This is a genomic window from Psychrobacter sp. CX97 (genome assembly GCF_057396285.1).
Map to the genome: position 1 here is coordinate 355,828 of NZ_JBXYJE010000001.1, position 18,867 is coordinate 374,694.

General features: G+C 40.7%; 11 protein-coding genes. 4 read left to right on the plus strand and 7 right to left on the minus strand.

Annotated elements, in window-relative coordinates:
* Positions 1-83: 83 nt before the first annotated feature.
* Positions 84-2,687, plus strand: a complete 2,604-nt coding sequence (gene acnB / locus AC2SLL_RS01400; protein ID WP_486529875.1) for a bifunctional aconitate hydratase 2/2-methylisocitrate dehydratase — start codon at positions 84-86, stop codon at positions 2,685-2,687.
* Positions 2,688-2,947: 260 nt separating this feature from the next.
* Here the strand turns inward: acnB and AC2SLL_RS01405 are convergent, their stop codons facing one another.
* Positions 2,948-3,754: an enoyl-CoA hydratase/isomerase family protein gene (locus AC2SLL_RS01405; RefSeq protein WP_486529876.1), complete on the minus strand. Its 807-nt coding sequence runs from the start codon at positions 3,752-3,754 to the stop codon at positions 2,948-2,950.
* A gap of 201 nt (positions 3,755-3,955) precedes the next feature.
* Complete coding sequence (gene dnaB / locus AC2SLL_RS01410) at positions 3,956-5,392, minus strand: replicative DNA helicase (protein ID WP_486529877.1); 1,437 nt, start codon at positions 5,390-5,392, stop codon at positions 3,956-3,958.
* A 743-nt stretch (positions 5,393-6,135) separates the two neighbouring features.
* Between dnaB and pdxA the strand changes: the two genes are divergently transcribed.
* From pdxA to AC2SLL_RS01425, 3 genes are all read left to right on the plus strand, one after another.
* Positions 6,136-7,278, plus strand: coding sequence for a 4-hydroxythreonine-4-phosphate dehydrogenase PdxA (gene pdxA / locus AC2SLL_RS01415; RefSeq protein WP_486529878.1), 1,143 nt, complete (start codon positions 6,136-6,138; stop codon positions 7,276-7,278).
* A gap of 332 nt (positions 7,279-7,610) precedes the next feature.
* The gene (gene rsmA, locus AC2SLL_RS01420; protein WP_486529879.1) at positions 7,611-8,465 is read left to right on the plus strand and encodes a 16S rRNA (adenine(1518)-N(6)/adenine(1519)-N(6))-dimethyltransferase RsmA; all 855 of its coding nucleotides are present in this window, start codon (positions 7,611-7,613) and stop codon (positions 8,463-8,465) included.
* Between the two features lie 174 nt (positions 8,466-8,639).
* Positions 8,640-9,476, plus strand: a complete 837-nt coding sequence (locus tag AC2SLL_RS01425; RefSeq protein WP_486529880.1) for a symmetrical bis(5'-nucleosyl)-tetraphosphatase — start codon at positions 8,640-8,642, stop codon at positions 9,474-9,476.
* A 92-nt stretch (positions 9,477-9,568) separates the two neighbouring features.
* Here AC2SLL_RS01425 and AC2SLL_RS01430 read toward each other — a convergent pair whose 3' ends face one another.
* The 5 genes from AC2SLL_RS01430 to metF form a co-directional block, all read right to left on the minus strand.
* Positions 9,569-12,115 carry a site-specific recombinase gene (locus AC2SLL_RS01430; protein ID WP_486529881.1) on the minus strand — a complete coding sequence of 849 codons (2,547 nt, stop codon included), beginning with the start codon at positions 12,113-12,115 and terminating at the stop codon, positions 9,569-9,571.
* A 301-nt stretch (positions 12,116-12,416) separates the two neighbouring features.
* Positions 12,417-14,201, minus strand: a complete 1,785-nt coding sequence (locus AC2SLL_RS01435) for an acyl-CoA dehydrogenase C-terminal domain-containing protein (RefSeq protein WP_486529882.1) — start codon at positions 14,199-14,201, stop codon at positions 12,417-12,419.
* A gap of 239 nt (positions 14,202-14,440) precedes the next feature.
* On the minus strand, positions 14,441-16,234 hold the full coding sequence (locus AC2SLL_RS01440; protein ID WP_486529883.1) for an acyl-CoA dehydrogenase C-terminal domain-containing protein: 1,794 nt from the start codon (positions 16,232-16,234) through the stop codon (positions 14,441-14,443).
* A gap of 735 nt (positions 16,235-16,969) precedes the next feature.
* Positions 16,970-17,899, minus strand: a complete 930-nt coding sequence (locus tag AC2SLL_RS01445; protein ID WP_486529884.1) for a 16S rRNA (uracil(1498)-N(3))-methyltransferase — start codon at positions 17,897-17,899, stop codon at positions 16,970-16,972.
* Between the two features lie 4 nt (positions 17,900-17,903).
* Positions 17,904-18,767, minus strand: a complete 864-nt coding sequence (metF, locus tag AC2SLL_RS01450) for a methylenetetrahydrofolate reductase [NAD(P)H] (protein WP_486529885.1) — start codon at positions 18,765-18,767, stop codon at positions 17,904-17,906.
* Between the last annotated feature and the right edge of the window lie 100 nt (positions 18,768-18,867).

Genomic DNA, 18,867 nt, shown 5'->3' on the forward strand with positions numbered 1-18,867 from the left:
CAGCCCCCACAGCTCTACTTATTTAAGAGTTTCCTCGTGAGTGCTACCCAACCTGTATAAAATAATTAAAGAGGACGCTTATTGTGTTAGACGCCTATCGTAAACATGTCGAAGAACGTGCCCAGCTTGGTACTGTACCCCTCCCTCTATCAGAACATCAAACTGCTGAATTAATTGCATTATTAAAAAACCCACCAGCAGGTAAAGAAGAGTTTTTAATGGATCTACTGGTTAACCGTGTTCCAGCGGGTGTTGACCAAGCCGCCTATGTAAAAGCTGCTTTTTTAGCAGCTATTGTTAAAGGAGAAGCGACATCCCCTCTAATAGGTAAGAACAAAGCAGTAGAGATTCTAGGTACGATGCAGGGGGGCTATAATGTACTGCCATTGGTAGACGCGTTAGATGATGCCGAATTGGCTGAAAACGCTGCGACAGCGCTTAAAAGAACGTTATTGGTATTCGATGCGTTTAATGACGTTACTGAAAAAGCGGAAGCGGGTAACGAGAAAGCGAAAGAAGTTATTAAATCTTGGGCAGATGCAGAATGGTTTTTAAACCGCCCAGAAGTACCGCAAAAAACGACTTATACCGCATTCAAAGTAACGGGTGAAACGAACACTGATGACTTGTCACCTGCACAAGATGCATGGAGCCGTCCTGATATCCCATTGCATTCATTAGCCATGCACAAAAACTCTCGTGACGGCATTCAAGCTGACGAAGAGGGTGTCCGTGGTCCAATGAAGCTCATTGATGAGCTAAAAGAAAAAGGATATCCTTTGGCTTATGTCGGTGATGTGGTTGGTACCGGTTCAAGTCGTAAGTCAGCCACTAACTCAGTACTTTGGTTAATGGGCGATGATATCCCTAACGTACCAAACAAACGTGCCGGTGGTCTAGTACTAGGCGGCAAAATTGCCCCTATCTTCTATAACACTATGGAAGACTCAGGCGCCTTGCCAATTGAAAATGTGCAAGTTGATAACATCAACATGGGCGATGTCTTTGACGTTTATCCCTATGAAGGCAAAATCACTAAGCATGATTCTGATGAAGTCTTATCAACCTTCAAGCTTAACTCAAACACCTTACTCGACGAAGTTCGTGCGGGTGGTCGTATTCCATTAATTGTTGGTCGTGCCTTAACCAATCGTGCCCGTGACTACTTAGGTCTTGAGCATTCAGATGTATTTGCAAAACCAGAACAACCTGCCGGCTCTGACAAAGGCTTTACTTTAGCTCAGAAAATGGTCGGTAAAGCTTGTGGTATGGAGGGCGTCCGCCCAGGTATGTACTGCGAGCCTAAGATGACTACTGTGGGTTCACAAGACACCACCGGTCCTATGACACGTGATGAGCTTAAAGACTTAGCTTGCCTTGGTTTCCAAGCAGACTTAGTCATGCAGTCTTTCTGTCACACGGCCGCTTATCCAAAGCCAGTTGACGTAGAAACTCAGCATACCCTTCCTGACTTTATCATGAACCGTGGTGGTGTTAGCTTACGTCCAGGTGACGGTATTATCCACAGTTGGTTAAACCGTATGTTACTCCCTGATACCGTTGGTACTGGTGGTGACTCACATACGCGTTTCCCAATGGGTATCTCATTCCCAGCCGGTTCAGGTTTGGTGGCATTCGCTGCCGCGACTGGCGTTATGCCACTAGATATGCCTGAATCTGTACGTGTTCGTTTCGTAGGTGAGCGTCAGCCAGGTATCACACTACGTGACCTAGTTCATGCTATTCCATTACAAGCGATTAAAGAAGGTTACTTAACCGTTGATAAAAAAGGTAAGATTAACGAATTTAACGGTCGTATCCTTGAGATTGAAGGCTTAGAAGACTTAACCGTTGAGCAAGCGTTTGAGCTATCAGATGCCTCAGCTGAGCGTAGCGCTGCTGGCTGTACTATTACCTTATCTGAAGAGTCAGTCACTGAGTATCTAAACTCAAATATTACCTTATTGAAGTGGATGATTTCTGAAGGGTATGGCGATGCGCGTACGTTAAGCCGTCGTATCGAAGCAATGCAAGAGTGGCTCAAAAACCCAAGCTTAATGCGTGCTGACGAAGATGCAGAATATGCCATTGATATGACTATTGATATGAGTCAAATCAAAGAGCCTGTACTATGCTGTCCAAACGATCCAGATGATGCCAAAACCTTATCTGACGTGGCAGGCGACAAGATTGACGAAGTATTCATCGGGTCATGTATGACGAACATTGGTCACTTCCGTGCCGCTGGTAAGTTACTTCAAGAAGTACCATCAGGTAGTCTAAAAACCCGTCTATGGATTGCACCACCGACTAAGATGGATGCACGCCAGTTGATGGAAGAAGGTTATTACAACGTCTACGCACAAGCGGGCGCTCGTACTGAGATGCCAGGCTGTTCACTGTGTATGGGTAACCAGGCTCGTATCGCGCCTAAGTCTACTGCGGTATCGACGTCTACCCGTAACTTCCCGAACCGTCTCGGTCAAGGTGCAAACGTTTATCTTGCGTCAGCAGAGCTTGCTGCGGTGGCTGCGGTACTTGGTAAACTGCCTACTAACGAAGAATATCAGCAATACGCTGGCATGCTAAACAGCATGGGCGATGAAGTATATCGCTATATGAACTTCGATAGAATGGATACTTACTCTGATGAAGCGGACAAGATTGATGTGGCACAATTATCATAAGTTGACCTGCTAAAGCTTAGCTTAAAAATAAGCCCCGTATTCGAGATACGGGGCTTTTTTATGGTAAGTCAACTTGATTTCGCAAACCAAACTCTAAGTTAGCAACCTCTAACAATTTATCAGGCAGCTATTCTCGCCTTACGCATGTATCAAAGTATGTGTATCAAAGTATGACAATAGTAGATTAAATGGAGTTAACAGCGTCACGATTTATAAGTTCGCCAACTATAAAAATAGCAGCACAGCCTTTAACCCACTAATTACTGATTATAAACAGGCTTACGTTTTTCAATAAATGAGGTAACGCCTTCAATAAAGTCATCACTTTGCGACATCCTAAACTGTTGTAGAACTTCCATATCTAACGCTTCATTCAGACCCGAATAGGCGTGTACATTAATCATGTGCTTCATTGTTTCAAGAGATTTTGCAGGTAGGGCACTCAGCCTTTCAGCCAGTGCTTGAGTCGTATGATCTAAATCGTCAACACTAACCACCTCATTGACTAAATTTAGACGACCCATATCTTGTGCGGTTAGTGTATCGCCTAACATAACCATTTCAGTAGTCTTAGCAGCGCCAACAAGTTGATTGAGTAGATAAATCCCACCCGCATCTGGAATAAGACCAATATTAACGAATGCTTGCACAAACTTTGCATTATCAGCTGCTATACGAAAGTCACAAGTCAACGCCAGATTCATCCCAGCACCGGCGACAGCGCCTTCAAGTTTAGCGATGATTGGTTTATGAATTTTACGAAGCATTAAACTGACCTCGCCCGCACCATTTACCATCGATTTAATCTTTGCCCCTAGCACCGCTTTATCTAAACCACCCTCTAACATCTCTCTAATATCACCACCACTAGAGAAGTTGCCCCCTGACCCTTGCAAAATAATGACTCGTACATCGTCATCCGCTTCAGCTTGACTCAGTGCGGATAACACACACTTTTTCATTGCTGTGTTAAAGGCATTGAGACTTTTTGGGTCATTTAGTGTCAGTCTAGCGATATGATTATCGACACTATAAATAACTAAATCTTGTGAGGAGGGCTGGCTCATATTGGTAGGTATCCTATTTGTGTTAATGTGGGTGTTAAGCGATAAGATTTATCTTCAAAGTTGATGGTTCTTTTTGTTAAGGTGTGTCATTACAGTTGTTTAGTGCACTAGCTGAGTTCAATAGCGTCGTTCGGTCACTGAATTCAATACAGAAAATAAGCAATAGTTTGCAGGGTTTATTGTATAAAGGGTATAGGCGTATCACTCATCAAACTGTCCTTCCATACTCATATACATCTCTGGGGTTAGGTTCACAAATCGAGTATATTGACCTTCAAACCCTAAGCGCACAGTACCAATTGGACCATTACGCTGTTTACCAATAATAATCTCAGCAACACCCTTATGATCAGAGTTCTCGTTGTATACCTCATCTCTATAAATAAAGGTAATTAAATCAGCATCCTGTTCAATGGCACCGGACTCACGTAAGTCAGACATAATAGGACGTTTATTTGGTCTGTTTTCTAAGCTTCGGTTCAACTGGGATAGCGCAACAACAGGACAGTTAAGCTCGCGAGCAAGGGCTTTAAGGCTTCGTGAAATTTCTGAAATCTCTTCAACTCGATTGCCACTTAAGTTAGGTACTTTCATCAACTGCAAATAATCGACAATAACCATGCCCATTTTACCATCATGATTTTTAGCAATTCTTCTACAGCGTGAGCGTAGCTCAGATGGGGGTAGAGCGGTACTGTCATCTATATACAGCTGTTTTTCCTGTAGATGGGTAATGGCACCCATCATTTTTACCCACTCATCTTCACTCATTTGACCAGAACGTAAATGGGTTTGGTTGATTTGACCCCAAGACGACAACAGTCGCATGACGATTGACTCAGCTGGCATCTCCATAGAGAAGACGACCACCGGCAGATTTTCGTGAAATAGCACACCCTCAGCAAGGTTCATAGCAAAGGTTGTTTTACCCATAGAGGGTCGAGCCGCCACGATGATTAAATCACCTGCTTGTAAACCTTGTGTTTTATTATTCAATTCGGTAAAGGGGGTTCTCAGACCAATCATGCCGTCAGGATTATGTTTTAGCTCTTCAATTTGTTCAACAACATTAACCAACACTGAATTGACGTCAACTGGTCCACGCTGCTCTGCACGGTTGTTATGTTGCTCATTAATGGCAAAAATCTTCGCCTCTACATTATCCAAAATATCGCTAACGGTTCTTTCTTTGGGGTCATAAGACAGGGCTAACATCTCGTTACCCACAGTAATCATCTGGCGTAGGGTAGAAAGCTCGCGCACACGTTGGGCATAAGCGGTTAAGTTAAAAAGAGTGCCTGGGCTTTGGGTCAAGATGTCGGCAAGGTAGCTTTCGCCACCAGCAGATTTTAGCAGTTTTTGCGTGCTCAACCAATCATGTACCATGACGGTATCATAGGGCTCACCGACTAAAGCCAAGTGAGCGATAGCAGCAAAAATATGCTGATGTCTGCCCGCATAAAAGTCATCTTTAGTGACAATGTCTGAAATCTTATCATAAGATTCTTCAATGCTCATCAAAGAGGCAATAAGGGCCTTTTCGATATCAATGTTATGGGGAGGTTGTTGACTGAGTAAATCTGCTAATCCAACATCATTATTATCTTTAGAGGTTGTTTTTTTCTTGTTATCTGCCATGGAGTTAAATTCTTGTGGGTCAGTATGTAGCTATTAAGTTTAGCCGTTAGGTTTATTTATTAAGTTTAGCTATTAAAATGGCATAATCAATTTAGATAAGAAACAAACTAAATATTGTGAAAGAGTATGACGACATAGGTAACATTTTACATGAGTTAAATAAGAGTAAAACCTTTAGATAAAATATAGTTTGTCTCAAATAAATCTGCTACGGTGTTAACTTTGTTTAATGTTCTACTTGTACTATCTTGGGTCGGTTGCCTTGTCTCGATGTTATTACGGGGTAACTATATATAGTGCGTGATATAGTGCGTGATTTTATGGTTATAAATGTTGTTACCATTCAATAATTTAAAATTAAAGTACGCCATTTTCAACTTTTATGTGTGTCAAAAAAGATAGAGTGGTTTAGCCCTGACATGAGCGGTATCCTACTGGTCTGGGCGGGCTGCGAGGACTTGGCTAGAGGGGGTGTCGAGGTAACAATAACGCATCTTGCCTTAGTCCTCGCCCCGCCTAGGCTAGTAGATACAAGCGGTTGGCAGGATTGGCTACAAACTCTAGGGGTTTTAAAGGTTAAGACTGTTATAGTAAAGTATATAATTATTTTACTTATAAGGTTTAAAAATATGAGTGATATGAATCAGTCTATCACATTGATAGAAGGGCAGAAAAGAATACAGTAGTAATACATCAATATGATGCTAATGATACGCCTATATAATTAGAAAACAGGATGCCGTATGACAGTTTCCGACGCTCAAAATAGACACGCTCAAAATAGACACGCTCAAAATAAAAAGACAGACACATTATTACCACTGGTCATAACTACTGGAGAGCCAGCAGGTATTGGTATGGATATTTTGCTACAACTCGCCGTTAGTAAGAAGCTGTCGCAGCTTAATAGAGCTGTGATTGTATTGGCTGATGAAAAGGCGTTGCACAGCCGCTATGTGCAAATATATGGTGATATGAATTCTAAAAGTCTGCTCTGGCGAAAAATAGCAGAAGCAGAGACCTTGCAAAATACAGATGACGTTATAAAAAATTTTGAGCATAATTTACAGCCTATAAACCCAGATCAACACACTGCTTTTTTACTCATTGACACCCCCTGTAGTAACCCAGTAATAGCTGGGAGTTTGGATAGCAATAATGCTCAAATGGTTATGACCCAATTAGAGCTTGCCCACAGCCTTGCTTTGAATAAAGATGTCTCTGCTATTGTGACTGGGCCACTGCAAAAGTCGGTACTTATTGAAGCGGGTTTAACGCTAACGGATGGTACGATGTTTACGGGTCATACTGAGTTTTTTATGCAGAAAAGTGGTTGTGACAAAGTAGTGATGATGCTGGCAAATCCTACGATGAAGGTGGCCTTAGTGACTACTCATTTACCCTTACGAGACGTTGCGGATGCGATTACCAAGGATAACCTTCGTAAAACGGTACAAATTGTATTGAATGATTTAAAACAGAAGTTTGGACTACCTCAGCCTAAAGTTTTAGTGTGCGGATTAAATCCTCATGCTGGAGAGGATGGACATTTGGGTATGGAGGAGATTGAGATAATAAATCCTGTTCTAAAAGAGTTTCAAGACAGTGGAGTGACTATCTCTTTGGCGATGCCCGCTGATACGTTGTTTACCAAACGCCATTTACAACACTGTGATGCGGTCATTGCCATGTATCATGACCAAGGGTTACCTGTACTGAAATCTCACGGTTTTGGTAATACGGTCAATTTTACGTTAGGGTTACCTTATATTCGTACTTCTGTAGATCATGGTACTGCTCTTGACTTAGCAGGAAGCGGCCAAGCAAATAGTAGCAGTTTATGGCAAGCTTTAAAAATGGCAGACGAAATGGCGTTGGAAGCTTAAGCCATAGACTGACAGTTTTGAATGTTTAAAGCCTAGTGTTCACTTAGTCTAAGACTTTTAGTACTGGAAGTAAGGGGATTAAGGGCAATAAGATTAAGAGCATTTGCTTTCTTGTATTGGTTTTAGAAGTACTGGTTATAGAGATTGATTATCGTAAAGCAGTTTCTAATACCCTTATTCGTCATTAAACCATTAAAAGATGCCTTCACTCCTTAGCTTAAGCGTTTAGAGCCACTAACTTGAGTAGATAGAGAAGGGTAGGGTTGAAAAATCCTTAAAATAGCTTTAATTATGCTAAACTTAACCTTCCAAAATCAAATAAAACTTCATTTATGACACGTTCTGCTAATCTTAAGTCTGTATCAAAAAAATCCTCGCATCAACCTAGAAAGCGCTTTGGCCAAAATTTTCTACATGATGACAGTATCATTGCACAAATCGTTGATTCGATTGGTTTGAATCGTGATGATAACCTCATTGAAATTGGCCCTGGTATGGGGGCATTGACTGAACCCTTGTTGGAGCAGGTAGAGGCAATGACGGCTATTGAGCTTGATCGTGATTTAGCGAGCAGTTTGAGGCTGCGCATAGGTGCAAATAGTCATCCAAGTTTTGATGTTATCTCAGCGAATGCGATGCAGTTTGATTATGCATCGCTATTTGATAGAGATAATAAGGCAAAAAAACTACGTATTGTCGGAAACCTACCCTATAACATATCAACACCGCTATTATTTAAGCTTCTTGAATACGCTAATATTATTGAAGATATGCATTTTATGCTGCAAAAAGAGGTCGTGGAGCGTATCACGGCAGATGTGGGTAGTAAAACGTACGGTCGACTGTCCGTGATTATGCAGTATTACTGTGAAGCTGATTATTTGCTTACCGTGCCTAGGGGAGCTTTTAATCCACCGCCTAAAGTAACGAGTGCTTTTTTTCGTTTGCGACCCCATGCCGTAAAACCAGTGCAAGCCGTGGATGAAGAAATGTTCTCGATTGTGGTACGTGAAACATTTAACCATAGACGTAAAACCTTACGTGCTATTTTCAAGAAGTCCTCATTAATGCCAACTCTAACAGATGAAGATTTAGCGACCATAGAAATTGAGGGTAATGCACGTCCAGAAACATTGGATGTCGCAGACTTTGTGGCATTAAGTAATTTAGTAGTCTCAAGACAATGACGCATTTAATTTATATTATGGAGCGACGTAATCCCAAATAACCTATAATTAGTCGAACCACTCTTAAAGTGTTACAGCGTTAAGCTCACTAAGCCGACAACTGTAGTACTTGCGCTCGCTTGCCTTGTACCACTTTTTTAGATGGATTAACTATAAAGAGATTAGAGTATATTTATGAGTTATCGAGCCGAATACGTTATCGGAGATTTACAAGGATGTTATGCTGCTTATGTAGATTTATTAGATGAGATTGAATTTGATCTCAATCAAGACAAATTGTGGTTTGTAGGCGACTTAGTGGCTCGGGGAGAAGACTCCTTATCTACGCTAAGACATGTAAAAATGCTTTGTGAAAAAGGGGCAGCTGCGACGGTTTTAGGCAATCATGATATTACTTTAATTGCCGCTTGGCGCGGTATTACGTCTGTTAGAAAGAAAGATAAAACAGCCCCCATCTTTGATGCGCCAGATTGTGATGACTTGTTAAATTGGTTACGCAGGCAACCGTTATTAGTGTGTCCCAGTGATGACACAGTTATGGTCCATGCTGGAATCCCACCCCACTGGAAAATTAGCGATGCAATGGCCTATGCGCGTGAAGTAGAAGTCCAATTATCAAGTAGCCTTTGGCAGTTAGATCGAATGTTACCGCACCTATATAGCAAACAGGCAGATGATTGGTCAGAGTCGTTAACTGGCTTTGCACGTCTTCGAGCGATTACTAACTACTTTACCCGTATGCGTTTGTGCAAACAGGATGGCACGCTAGAATTTAACTTCAAATCAAGTCTAGACGATGAGATGCCAGAAGGGTTTCTCCCGTGGTTTGAGTGGCCAGTACCCCGTCAACGTAAAGTTTTATTTGGCCATTGGGCTGCTTTAAAAGCTGAAATAGACTTGCCTCATGTAAGGGCGCTAGACGGCGGCTGTGTATGGGGTAATTGTTTGGTTGCTTATAGGCTGTCAGATGGCAAGACGTTTACCACATCAGCAAATTGTCCTAAAAACTGAACCAAACGCTGGCTCTAATAGCGCATCTTAATGACAATCCCTTCAAATCTCTATTATCTTTAAACCTTATGATATAAAAGTTTGCACCCAAACTACTCAGGAAGTTTGGGTGGGTTTTTAGGTTTTGGTAGTGGCGTTTTTGCATTTTTGGTTTGATCGTGTTTATTCGGCTGCATTTTATACGTTGAATCGTTAATTTGGCCTTTTTTACCTTTCACAGAGTTGTTTGGCACAGAGTTGTTTGGCACAGAGTTGTTTGGCACAGAGTTGTTTGGCACAGAGTTGTTTGGATTTCCGTCATGGTTATTTAGTATGGTAAAGTTGTCATTTGAAATCAGCTCATAATGTAAGTCGCTTAAGGACACTAACTTCTCATCTTCATATTTTTCAAAATCTGATATGTTTTGGGTAGCTACTGAGGTTGAAAGATTGTCCTCTTTAGCAGAAATATCACTGTCTTCAATGTTTACTTTATGGGCTTTACTTTCGATAGCCACGCCTTCTGGGGTCACTTTCACACCAGATAAACGGCGAACTGCAAAATGTTTGGGAAAGAGTTTGTTTTTTTGAGATTTATTCATATCTTCATAAATCATGTAGCCCTTACTGTCTATTTTTGCATATTTCATGGGTTCAGGACGAGGTAAGAAAAAATCTCTTGGCTGAGTGATCATATGAGTAAGCATAAGCTTACCTACGGTCTTCCATTCAGGTAGATGCACACCTTTCGAGCGCATGGCTACAATCATTGCCAATGAGAAACTTACTAATAAGTTAATGATACCAATCAAGGCAACGCCCAATAATGACATGAGAACAAGAGCAAGACTAAAGTCATCAGCTGCAATATTAAATAAGCCATGGGCAAAGTTAGCTGCTGAAAAGGCGATGTGGCGAATGTCTAACGGCATGCCAAATATATATCCAATAGTGGCTGTACTGCCTAGAAACACCCCAAACAAGAAGTTACTCATAATAGCGCCCAAGTTATTGTCAACGAATGTACCCAAACGTTCGACCCACGACTTAGGCATTACTTTTAATAAAAGTCTATGATTAGCAATACGCGCGCCAATATTATTGAATAGCGCTAAGTTATCGTAATAACCCGCTATTAACCCTGCTAAAAACAAATAGACACCTGCAATTGCTGCATGAAAAAGTGCTGGCGAGTGTATCGGGTCTAGATCCTGTAATAGATGCCCAGCTTTTTCAGTCGTTATCATTGCTACACCGCTATATTGAAACCAAGCAAATGAGATAGCAAGAGCCAATGGCATTGCGATAAGCACGTTGCCCATAATCGCAATAAACTGGGTACGCATTATATCTACCATGAGCTCAGATAGTTTTGCTAACTTATGTGATTTTTTACCCGAGCTATCTGATATGGTTGATGCAATGGCAGCGGCAGTCATCGCAGGTTGTTTGGTAGCGACTGTACCATGAATGATATGAATAAATACAAAGCCCAAGCCATAAATCATGCTATTAACAAAGGCTCGGCTCATGGGCGCCAAATCAAGATCATACGAAAGAATTTTCATAGTTGCCATGAAGGCAATAATAAAGCCACCGATAGCCGCTTTCTTGAACATTTTTATATAGCCCGATTTATCGGTACTAATATAGTGCTCGCCAACTCGGCCAGAGTTTTCAGTGATTTTGCGAGATAAGAGTTTGGTGTTGTTATTGATTAGGTAGCCAATGCTATAGCGTCTTTTAACACTCACAATGATTGCTTCAGCCAATTCAACCAATGCTTTGTCGCGGTTCTTCTGATTGTCAGCGAGTAATTCACTTAAAATTCGCATCCGCTTGATACTTTGCTCTAGGCGCAGCAACATATTGGTAAGGCGAATCGAAATCCCCGTTTTGTAGATGCGTTTTCGAACCGTATTTACAATACTGTCACACTGCTCTAGCATAACTAACAGGGGGGCAGGATCTATATCTTCGTGAGGTTTTACATCTCGATGTTTGTCAAGTTGATGAGCCTCTCGGTACTCATCTGCAAATAAAACGGCTTCTTGATTCTGGGCGACAAATGCTGCCGAATAATCCAGCATTTGTGGATAAGATTTCATTAAATCTGGATGAAGACCAACCCCACTAATGCGATAAGATAGTATAACCATCGCATTTAAAATATTGTTTTTAGCTGTCGCGACTAAATTTATATGGTCATCATCGACCACAAGAAGGTCAATAAGCTGATACCACAGAGTAGGGTCTATGCTATTTAGCCAATGCAAGTCATCTTTATTATCAAATAAAAAATCAACCAGATCGACAACCGCGTTATCCTCAGGTAGTAAAGGAGCAATGCGATGGCCAACAAGGCGCATCAGGCTATTAGAAAATCCTTCATCAGAGAAGATACCCGTATCGGTAAATGAGGCGATACAGTTGTGTTTATTTAGTAACGTAAAAATAAATACAGCCATTCCGTTTGCATATTCTGGATGTTTATTCAATAGCTTAATGAGTAAGCGAATATTTTCATTCGCTTTGTCAGGATTTGATCTGGATACTTGTTCAGGGACACGCAAATGCTCAATGAGATCTTTGAGAAGATGTGCCTCAGGCAGATCGCTCAATGCATTGATTTTATGTAGGATATTTTTTAGATCAGACATTTGCATTCCTCAATTAAGCAGCACAGAAATTTATATCATTTATCAATAAAACTCAATTATTATTGTGCTAATAACTTGCCTAATTTGTGCGTTACTGTAACCTTAGATATTACTTATCAGGTATTACTTATATATAAGGCTTTATTATTGATTGATATCTATTTATCTTTCTATTCATACTAGTGTTGTCAATGACAGTTATGATAATAAGGCTAAGTGGGAAAAGTAGATTAAAAAAATTAGGAATAAAAAAGACAGCTTTTAAAAGCTGTCTTTTTTTAAAAATTCTAATGAATATGATTTAACTAACATTCGCTGCGAAATAAGACAAATCAAAGTCCATTATAGGATCACTGCCTGTCTTAACCATTTCTGCGTGGGCGTGAAGACGAGGCAAAACACGGCCAACGTAATAACTGGCGAGTTTTAACTTATTAGCATAAAACTCACCTTCTTTATCATGCGCCGCTTCTACCATCATGGCGAACATGTAAGAAAAGCATAAGTAGCCCATGGCATGTAGGTAATCCACAGCACAGCCATTAATTTCACTCTTACGGTTTGCAATATTCGCAATAACAGTCTTCGTTAAAGTTTCTAAGGTATCTGCCGCATCTAGAGTCGCTTGTTTAATTTCGTGCTCAGCATGCATATTTGCAATAAAATCACGAATCTCGCCGACAAAGTTTTCAAGATATTTACCGTTGTTTCGTGCAATCTTGCGACCAAGTAAATCGAGTGCTTGAATACCATTAGTGCCTTCATAAATCTGGGCAATTCGAGTATCACGGACAATTTGCTCCATTCCCCATTCGCGAATATAACCGTGACCACCAAACACTTGCTGGCAGTCAACCGTTGCTTCAAACCCTTTATCAGTTAGGAAGGCTTTTGCAATGGGGGTCAATAGGGCAACACGAGCGGCAGCAGCTTGAGCATTGTCTGCATCAACGCTAAATTTAGATTCGTCTAATTGTTTAGCAACATACATAGCAAAGCAACGAGAAGCCTCAGAGGTTACACGAGCGTTTAAAAGCATTCGGCGTACATCGGCATGATGAATGATAGCGTCTGCTGGCTTTTCTGGGCTTTGAATTTGAGTGTCACTGCGACCTTGCCCACGCTCGTTAGCATATGCTGCTGCATTTTGATAGGCAAGCTCAGTGCCACCTAGCCCTTGTAGGCCCATAGTCACACGCTCATAGTTCATCATGATGAACATAGACGCCAAACCGGTATTTTCTTGACCGACCATCCAGCCTTTAGCATTATCAAAGTTCATAACACAAGTCGCTGAGCCTTTGATACCCATTTTGTGTTCAATTGAGCCAGCAGCTAAGGAATTTCTTTCTCCCAAGCTACCATCTTCATTGACTATAAATTTAGGGACAACAAAAAGTGAAATACCTTTTGAGCCTTCAGGCGCATTGGGTGTTTTTGCCAATACTAAGTGGATAATATTTTGTGATAAATCATGTTCACCTGCGGTTATAAAAATCTTTGTACCAGAGACTGCATAGCTGCCATCATCATTAGGAACGGCTTTGGTTTTAATAATACCCAAGTCTGTTCCAGCATGTGGCTCAGTTAAACACATGGTACCAGACCATTCGCCACTATAGAGCTTGTTTAAATAGGTTTGTTTTTGTTCCTCTGAGCCGGAAGCAAGTAAACAAAGTGTCGCACCTACGGTTAGATTCGGGTATAGAGCAAATGCTTGATTGGTAGTAAAAAGCATTTCTTCGGTTAGCATGGTTACCATTTTAGGAAAGCCTTGACCACCGTATTCGGGATCGCCACCAAGGCCAATCCAGCCTCCTTCAGCATATTGCTTATATGCGTCTTTAAAACCTTCAGGAGTAGTCACGACACCATCACCTTGATAGATCGCACCTTCTTCATCACCACTACGATTCAAGGGAAGTATCACATTTTTTGACAGCTTGGCCATTTCTTCCAAAATCATGTTGACGGTATCCATATCAACATGAGACAGATTTTCGTTGGCTTGCCAAAAGTCTTCAACTTTGAAGACGTCGTTTAGCATGAAACGCATATCGTCGAGAGGTGGGTTGTAAACTGACATAGTTTATCCTTTGATTTAATTTTGAGATGAGCAATAACTGGTTTGGTTTAAGCTTTTTTAACTAGGACTTTAAATATATCACGCTAAGTAGATATGTGGTTCTAAATAAGTATGTCTATAAGTAGGCTAAATAAATAGGCTAAGTTAACTTTGAATGCTATTAATTTTATGCATAAATGCTACTAACTTAAATAGTAGCATTTAATCTTTATGCTAAATAGTATTAAGAACGTTTGTTACTAAAACGCAAACTGGTCTACTCTCATACTCATATATGGCTCAGTACCAGTGTCAATACGGGCTACATAAGTGCGAGTGCGCGGTAATAATTTAGCAAAATAGAATTGTGCCGTTTTAATTTTAGCATCATAAAAATCTTTTTCAGTGGTATCACTCGCCAACGCTTTCTTAGAGACTGCTGCCATACGAGCCCATAAATAAGCTAAAGTAACATATCCGCTGAAATACATATAATCAACGGCTGCTGCGCCCACTGAATCAGGGTTCTCAGTCGCTTGCATGCCGATACGCGCTGTTATATCCCCCCATTCTTTATTTAACTTAGCCAATGGACGAACAAATTCGCCCATAGAGTCATCATCAGCTTGCTCTTGGCAGAATTTATGAATAACTTTAGTGAAATTAGCTAACATTTTACCTTGTGATCCCAACACTTTACGACCTAGCAAATCTAAAGATTGGATTTCAGTGGTACCTTCATATAGACAAGCGATACGAGTATCACGTACGTTCTGTTCCATACCCCATTCACGAATAAAACCATGACCACCAAATACTTGTATACCGTGGTTGGCTGCTTCATAACCCGTTTCAGTTAAGAATGCCTTAGCAATTGGGGTTAGTAAAGAAAGCATTTGATCTGCATATTGCTGCTCTTCGCCAATACCTTTATCCACTGTATCCGCAAACATAGATAAATAGTAAATTAGGGCACGTCCACCTTCTGCGAACGCCTTTTGAGTTAATAACATGTTTCTAACCGCAGGGTGTACTATGATGGGATCAGCTTCTTTATCAGGAGATTTGGCACCCGATAATGAGCGCATGGCCAACCGTTCTTTAGCATACTCAAGTGACCCTTGGAATGCTAATTCAGAAGCGGTTACACCTTGTACAGCAGTGCCAATACGGGCAACGTTCATAAACGTAAACATGCAATTTAGGCCACGATTTTCAGGACCAATTAAATAGCCTTTTGCGCTATCGAAGTTCATAACACAAGTAGCAGATGCTTTAATACCCATCTTATGTTCAATAGAACCACAAGTTACATGGTTCCGCTCACCTAAGCTACCATCTTCATTGATATTAAATTTGGGTACAATAAATAGTGAAATGCCTTTTGTACCTGCTGGTGCACCCGGTAGTCGAGCCAATACGATATGGATAATATTATCCGTCATATCATGCTCACCTGCTGAAATGAAGATCTTTTGACCAGTGATACTGTAAGTACCATCTTCATTAGGTTCTGCTTTAGTGCGTATTAATCCTAAGTCAGAACCTGCGTGCGCTTCTGTCAGACACATAGTACCTGACCATTCACCCGTAACCATTTTTTCAAGATAGGTCGCTTTTTGTTCATCGTTACCATGGTGTTCAAGGGTAGCGATAGCGCCATGAGATAAACCAGGATACATTGAAAATGACCAGTTTGCAGAACCAACAATCTCATTAACTACAGTACTTAATGAGAACGGCATGCCTTGACCACCAAACTTTTCTTCAGCAGCTAAAGCTGCAAATCCAAGTTCACTGTACTGTTTATAGGCTTCTTTAAAACCTTTAGGTGTCGTTACTTCGCCATTATTAAACTGACACCCTTCTTCATCACCACTACGGTTTAAAGGGGCTAGTTCATTTTCTGCAAAGCTAGCAGCGGCTTCAATATAGCTGTCTACAATGTCACTTTCCACTTCATTATATTGAGGTATGCTCTGATAATGTGATGTACTGTCTAATAGCTCATGTAAAACGAATTGCATATCACGAAAAGGGGCTTTATATTGCATGAGATTATCCTTAGTTAGTAAAATAGCGTTGGGTTGGATTAGCTTTTTTATTTAAAGTTGGGTAAATGATATTTTTGTACTCTCATTATTGGCTATTGGCCTAACAGGGTAAGCTGACCTAAACCAAAGCTCTGCTTATCAAATTAATGGCTAATAGGGTCTGTTGAATATCTACCATGTCATCATAGCAATGGTACAGGTTTGAGAGTAATTTTCTTATGAGGAGAAATATTCAACAGCCCCTAGTTATGTCTAATATGTCTAAAAAGTGGGTTAATGAGGTACACGAAAATGTAATCTTCTATAATTCGCATAGCCGCAAACTATATAAAATTTAACTGTAAGATTAGATTTATAAATAATTAAGGCAGACAAGAGCCGAAATAGAGTTGTCACTAATCCTCTTTTTAATTATGAAAAGATAGAGGGTCAGCCATTTTTTTACAAGCAACGGCAAAGACTTATGGGTCACAAAAAAAATATTGAATTAACCAGAATTTAATTGTTTGGTGCTAAGAACGAGGAGTTGGCAGAATAATAGGTCACTATTGATTGCAGTGTAAACTTATAGCATTTTAAAGTTAGAGTACTTTGCAGCCAGAGTCGTTTTAACTAACTTATTATTCAAAACAGGGTTAAAGTGAAATTGAATCGACTCTTTAACATGGCTATAAGAGAGAGCTAGTTAATAAGAGAAAGCTAGTTAATAAGAGAGAGCTAACATCGTAATCTATCTTATTTAGAGCTCATATATAGCAGAGTAGATAAGGCCACTACAGGTGCGGTTTCAGTGCGTAGTATTCGATTGCCAAGTTGCCATGGTAGATAGTTTGCTTGACGTGCTAACTGATATTCTGCATTCGACAAACCACCTTCTGCGCCAATTAAAACATCAAAACGAGGTATAAAGGCATGGGATTCATCTGCTCGAATCTTAAAATGCCTATTGATTGCGTCATCTGCATCTATTGTTAATAGCTCTTCTTGACTTGGTACGGCTAAAACAAGGGATAAAGCAGACTCTTGTAGGTAGGATTGATAAAAATCTGAATCCATTAAATAACACACACTGTCATGAGCCTTACCCACTTCTCCTTTTAGCCATGCTTCGATAGGCAGTGGCGATAAAACGACAGTAGGGCGGTTAAGTCCGCACTGCTCGCTCGCGGATAACGCGACTTGTTGCCAGTGATTGAGTTTTTTATCCAGCTGATTGGCTTTTAGTCTGACTTCACCATATTGACTGGTTAGAAGTTGAATAGCTGTTGCACCGAGCTCCGTAGATTTTTGGATAGCATAATCCATTTTATCTCCCCGACTCATCACAATGGCAATAGTGCTGTAGTATTCTGGAGAGTTATCAATATTATTATGGGCGATGATACGAGCAACGGCTGTTTTTTTATCGATTGTTTGTAGTTCGATGACACTCTGACCACCTAAACCATCAAACATAATACTTTGGTCGCCAGCTTTGGCACGAAGTACGCGGCACCAATGATGATATACCTCATCAGGTAGTGCGAAAGTAGTCTCTAAAGCCAAATCATTAAGTCGAGTCCATTTATACGTGCTATTCAATGACTCAGAGGGACAATAGGCTGCACCCGAACCCGAATGATCAGAGTATGAGTTTAAATTGGCATTATAGAAAAATCGGCGCATGACGTTAAATGCTTAAGTTAGTAGAAGTCAAATTTAATGATTCTACCAAGCGTTTATTAGGCTCAATACGATTCATGCTGTAAAAGTGCAACCCTGGAACGCCTTCTTCTATTAGAATCTCACATAAGCGATGGACAACCTCAAAACCAAACTGACGGATCGATTTGCGATCGTCACCGTAATCTGCCAATTGTTTACGTATATAACGTGGAATATCAGCGCCACAACTATCAGCAAAACGTATTAAGCTGGTAGCGTTAATAATCGGCATGATACCGGCAACGAGAGAGTGTTTGGTAGTATCAACACCACGTTTTTCTAACGAATCCCGTAGGTATAAATAGCTCTCCGCATTATAAAAGAATTGAGTAATAGCTGAGTTAGCACCTGCTTCAAATTTATTAATGAGATTTTGAACATCAAATTCAAAGCTTTTAGCTTGTGGGTGCATTTCAGGATACGCTGCCACTTCGATGTGAAAATGCTCTCCAGTTTGCTCTCGAATAAAGCGAACTAAATCTACGGCAAAAGGTAATTCCCCCATGCCTACTTGGCCAGATGGCAAATCTCCACGAAGCGCTACGATGCGACTGATACCAATCGATTTGTAATGCGCTAGTAGATTACTAATTTCGGACTTGTCATCGCCGATGCATGAAATGTGCGGTACTATCGGGGTGTCAGAGCGACCATGTAGTGCGTCAACAATTCCTAACGTACGTTGACGCGTAGTACCACCCGCCCCATACGTGACTGAGAAATAGCTAGGAGATAGCTCATTTAGAGAGTCAAAGGTGTGACACAGTTTCTCAACACCTTCATCCGTCTTAGTGGGAAAAAATTCAAATGAGAATTTTGGCTTATTCATTTTTTATCCTTGATGAGAATAATTGGTTAGCCTATTTTAGGGCAGGTCATTATAATTAAATGAAGACGTGATAATTAAATAATGACATGCCCTAGACCTT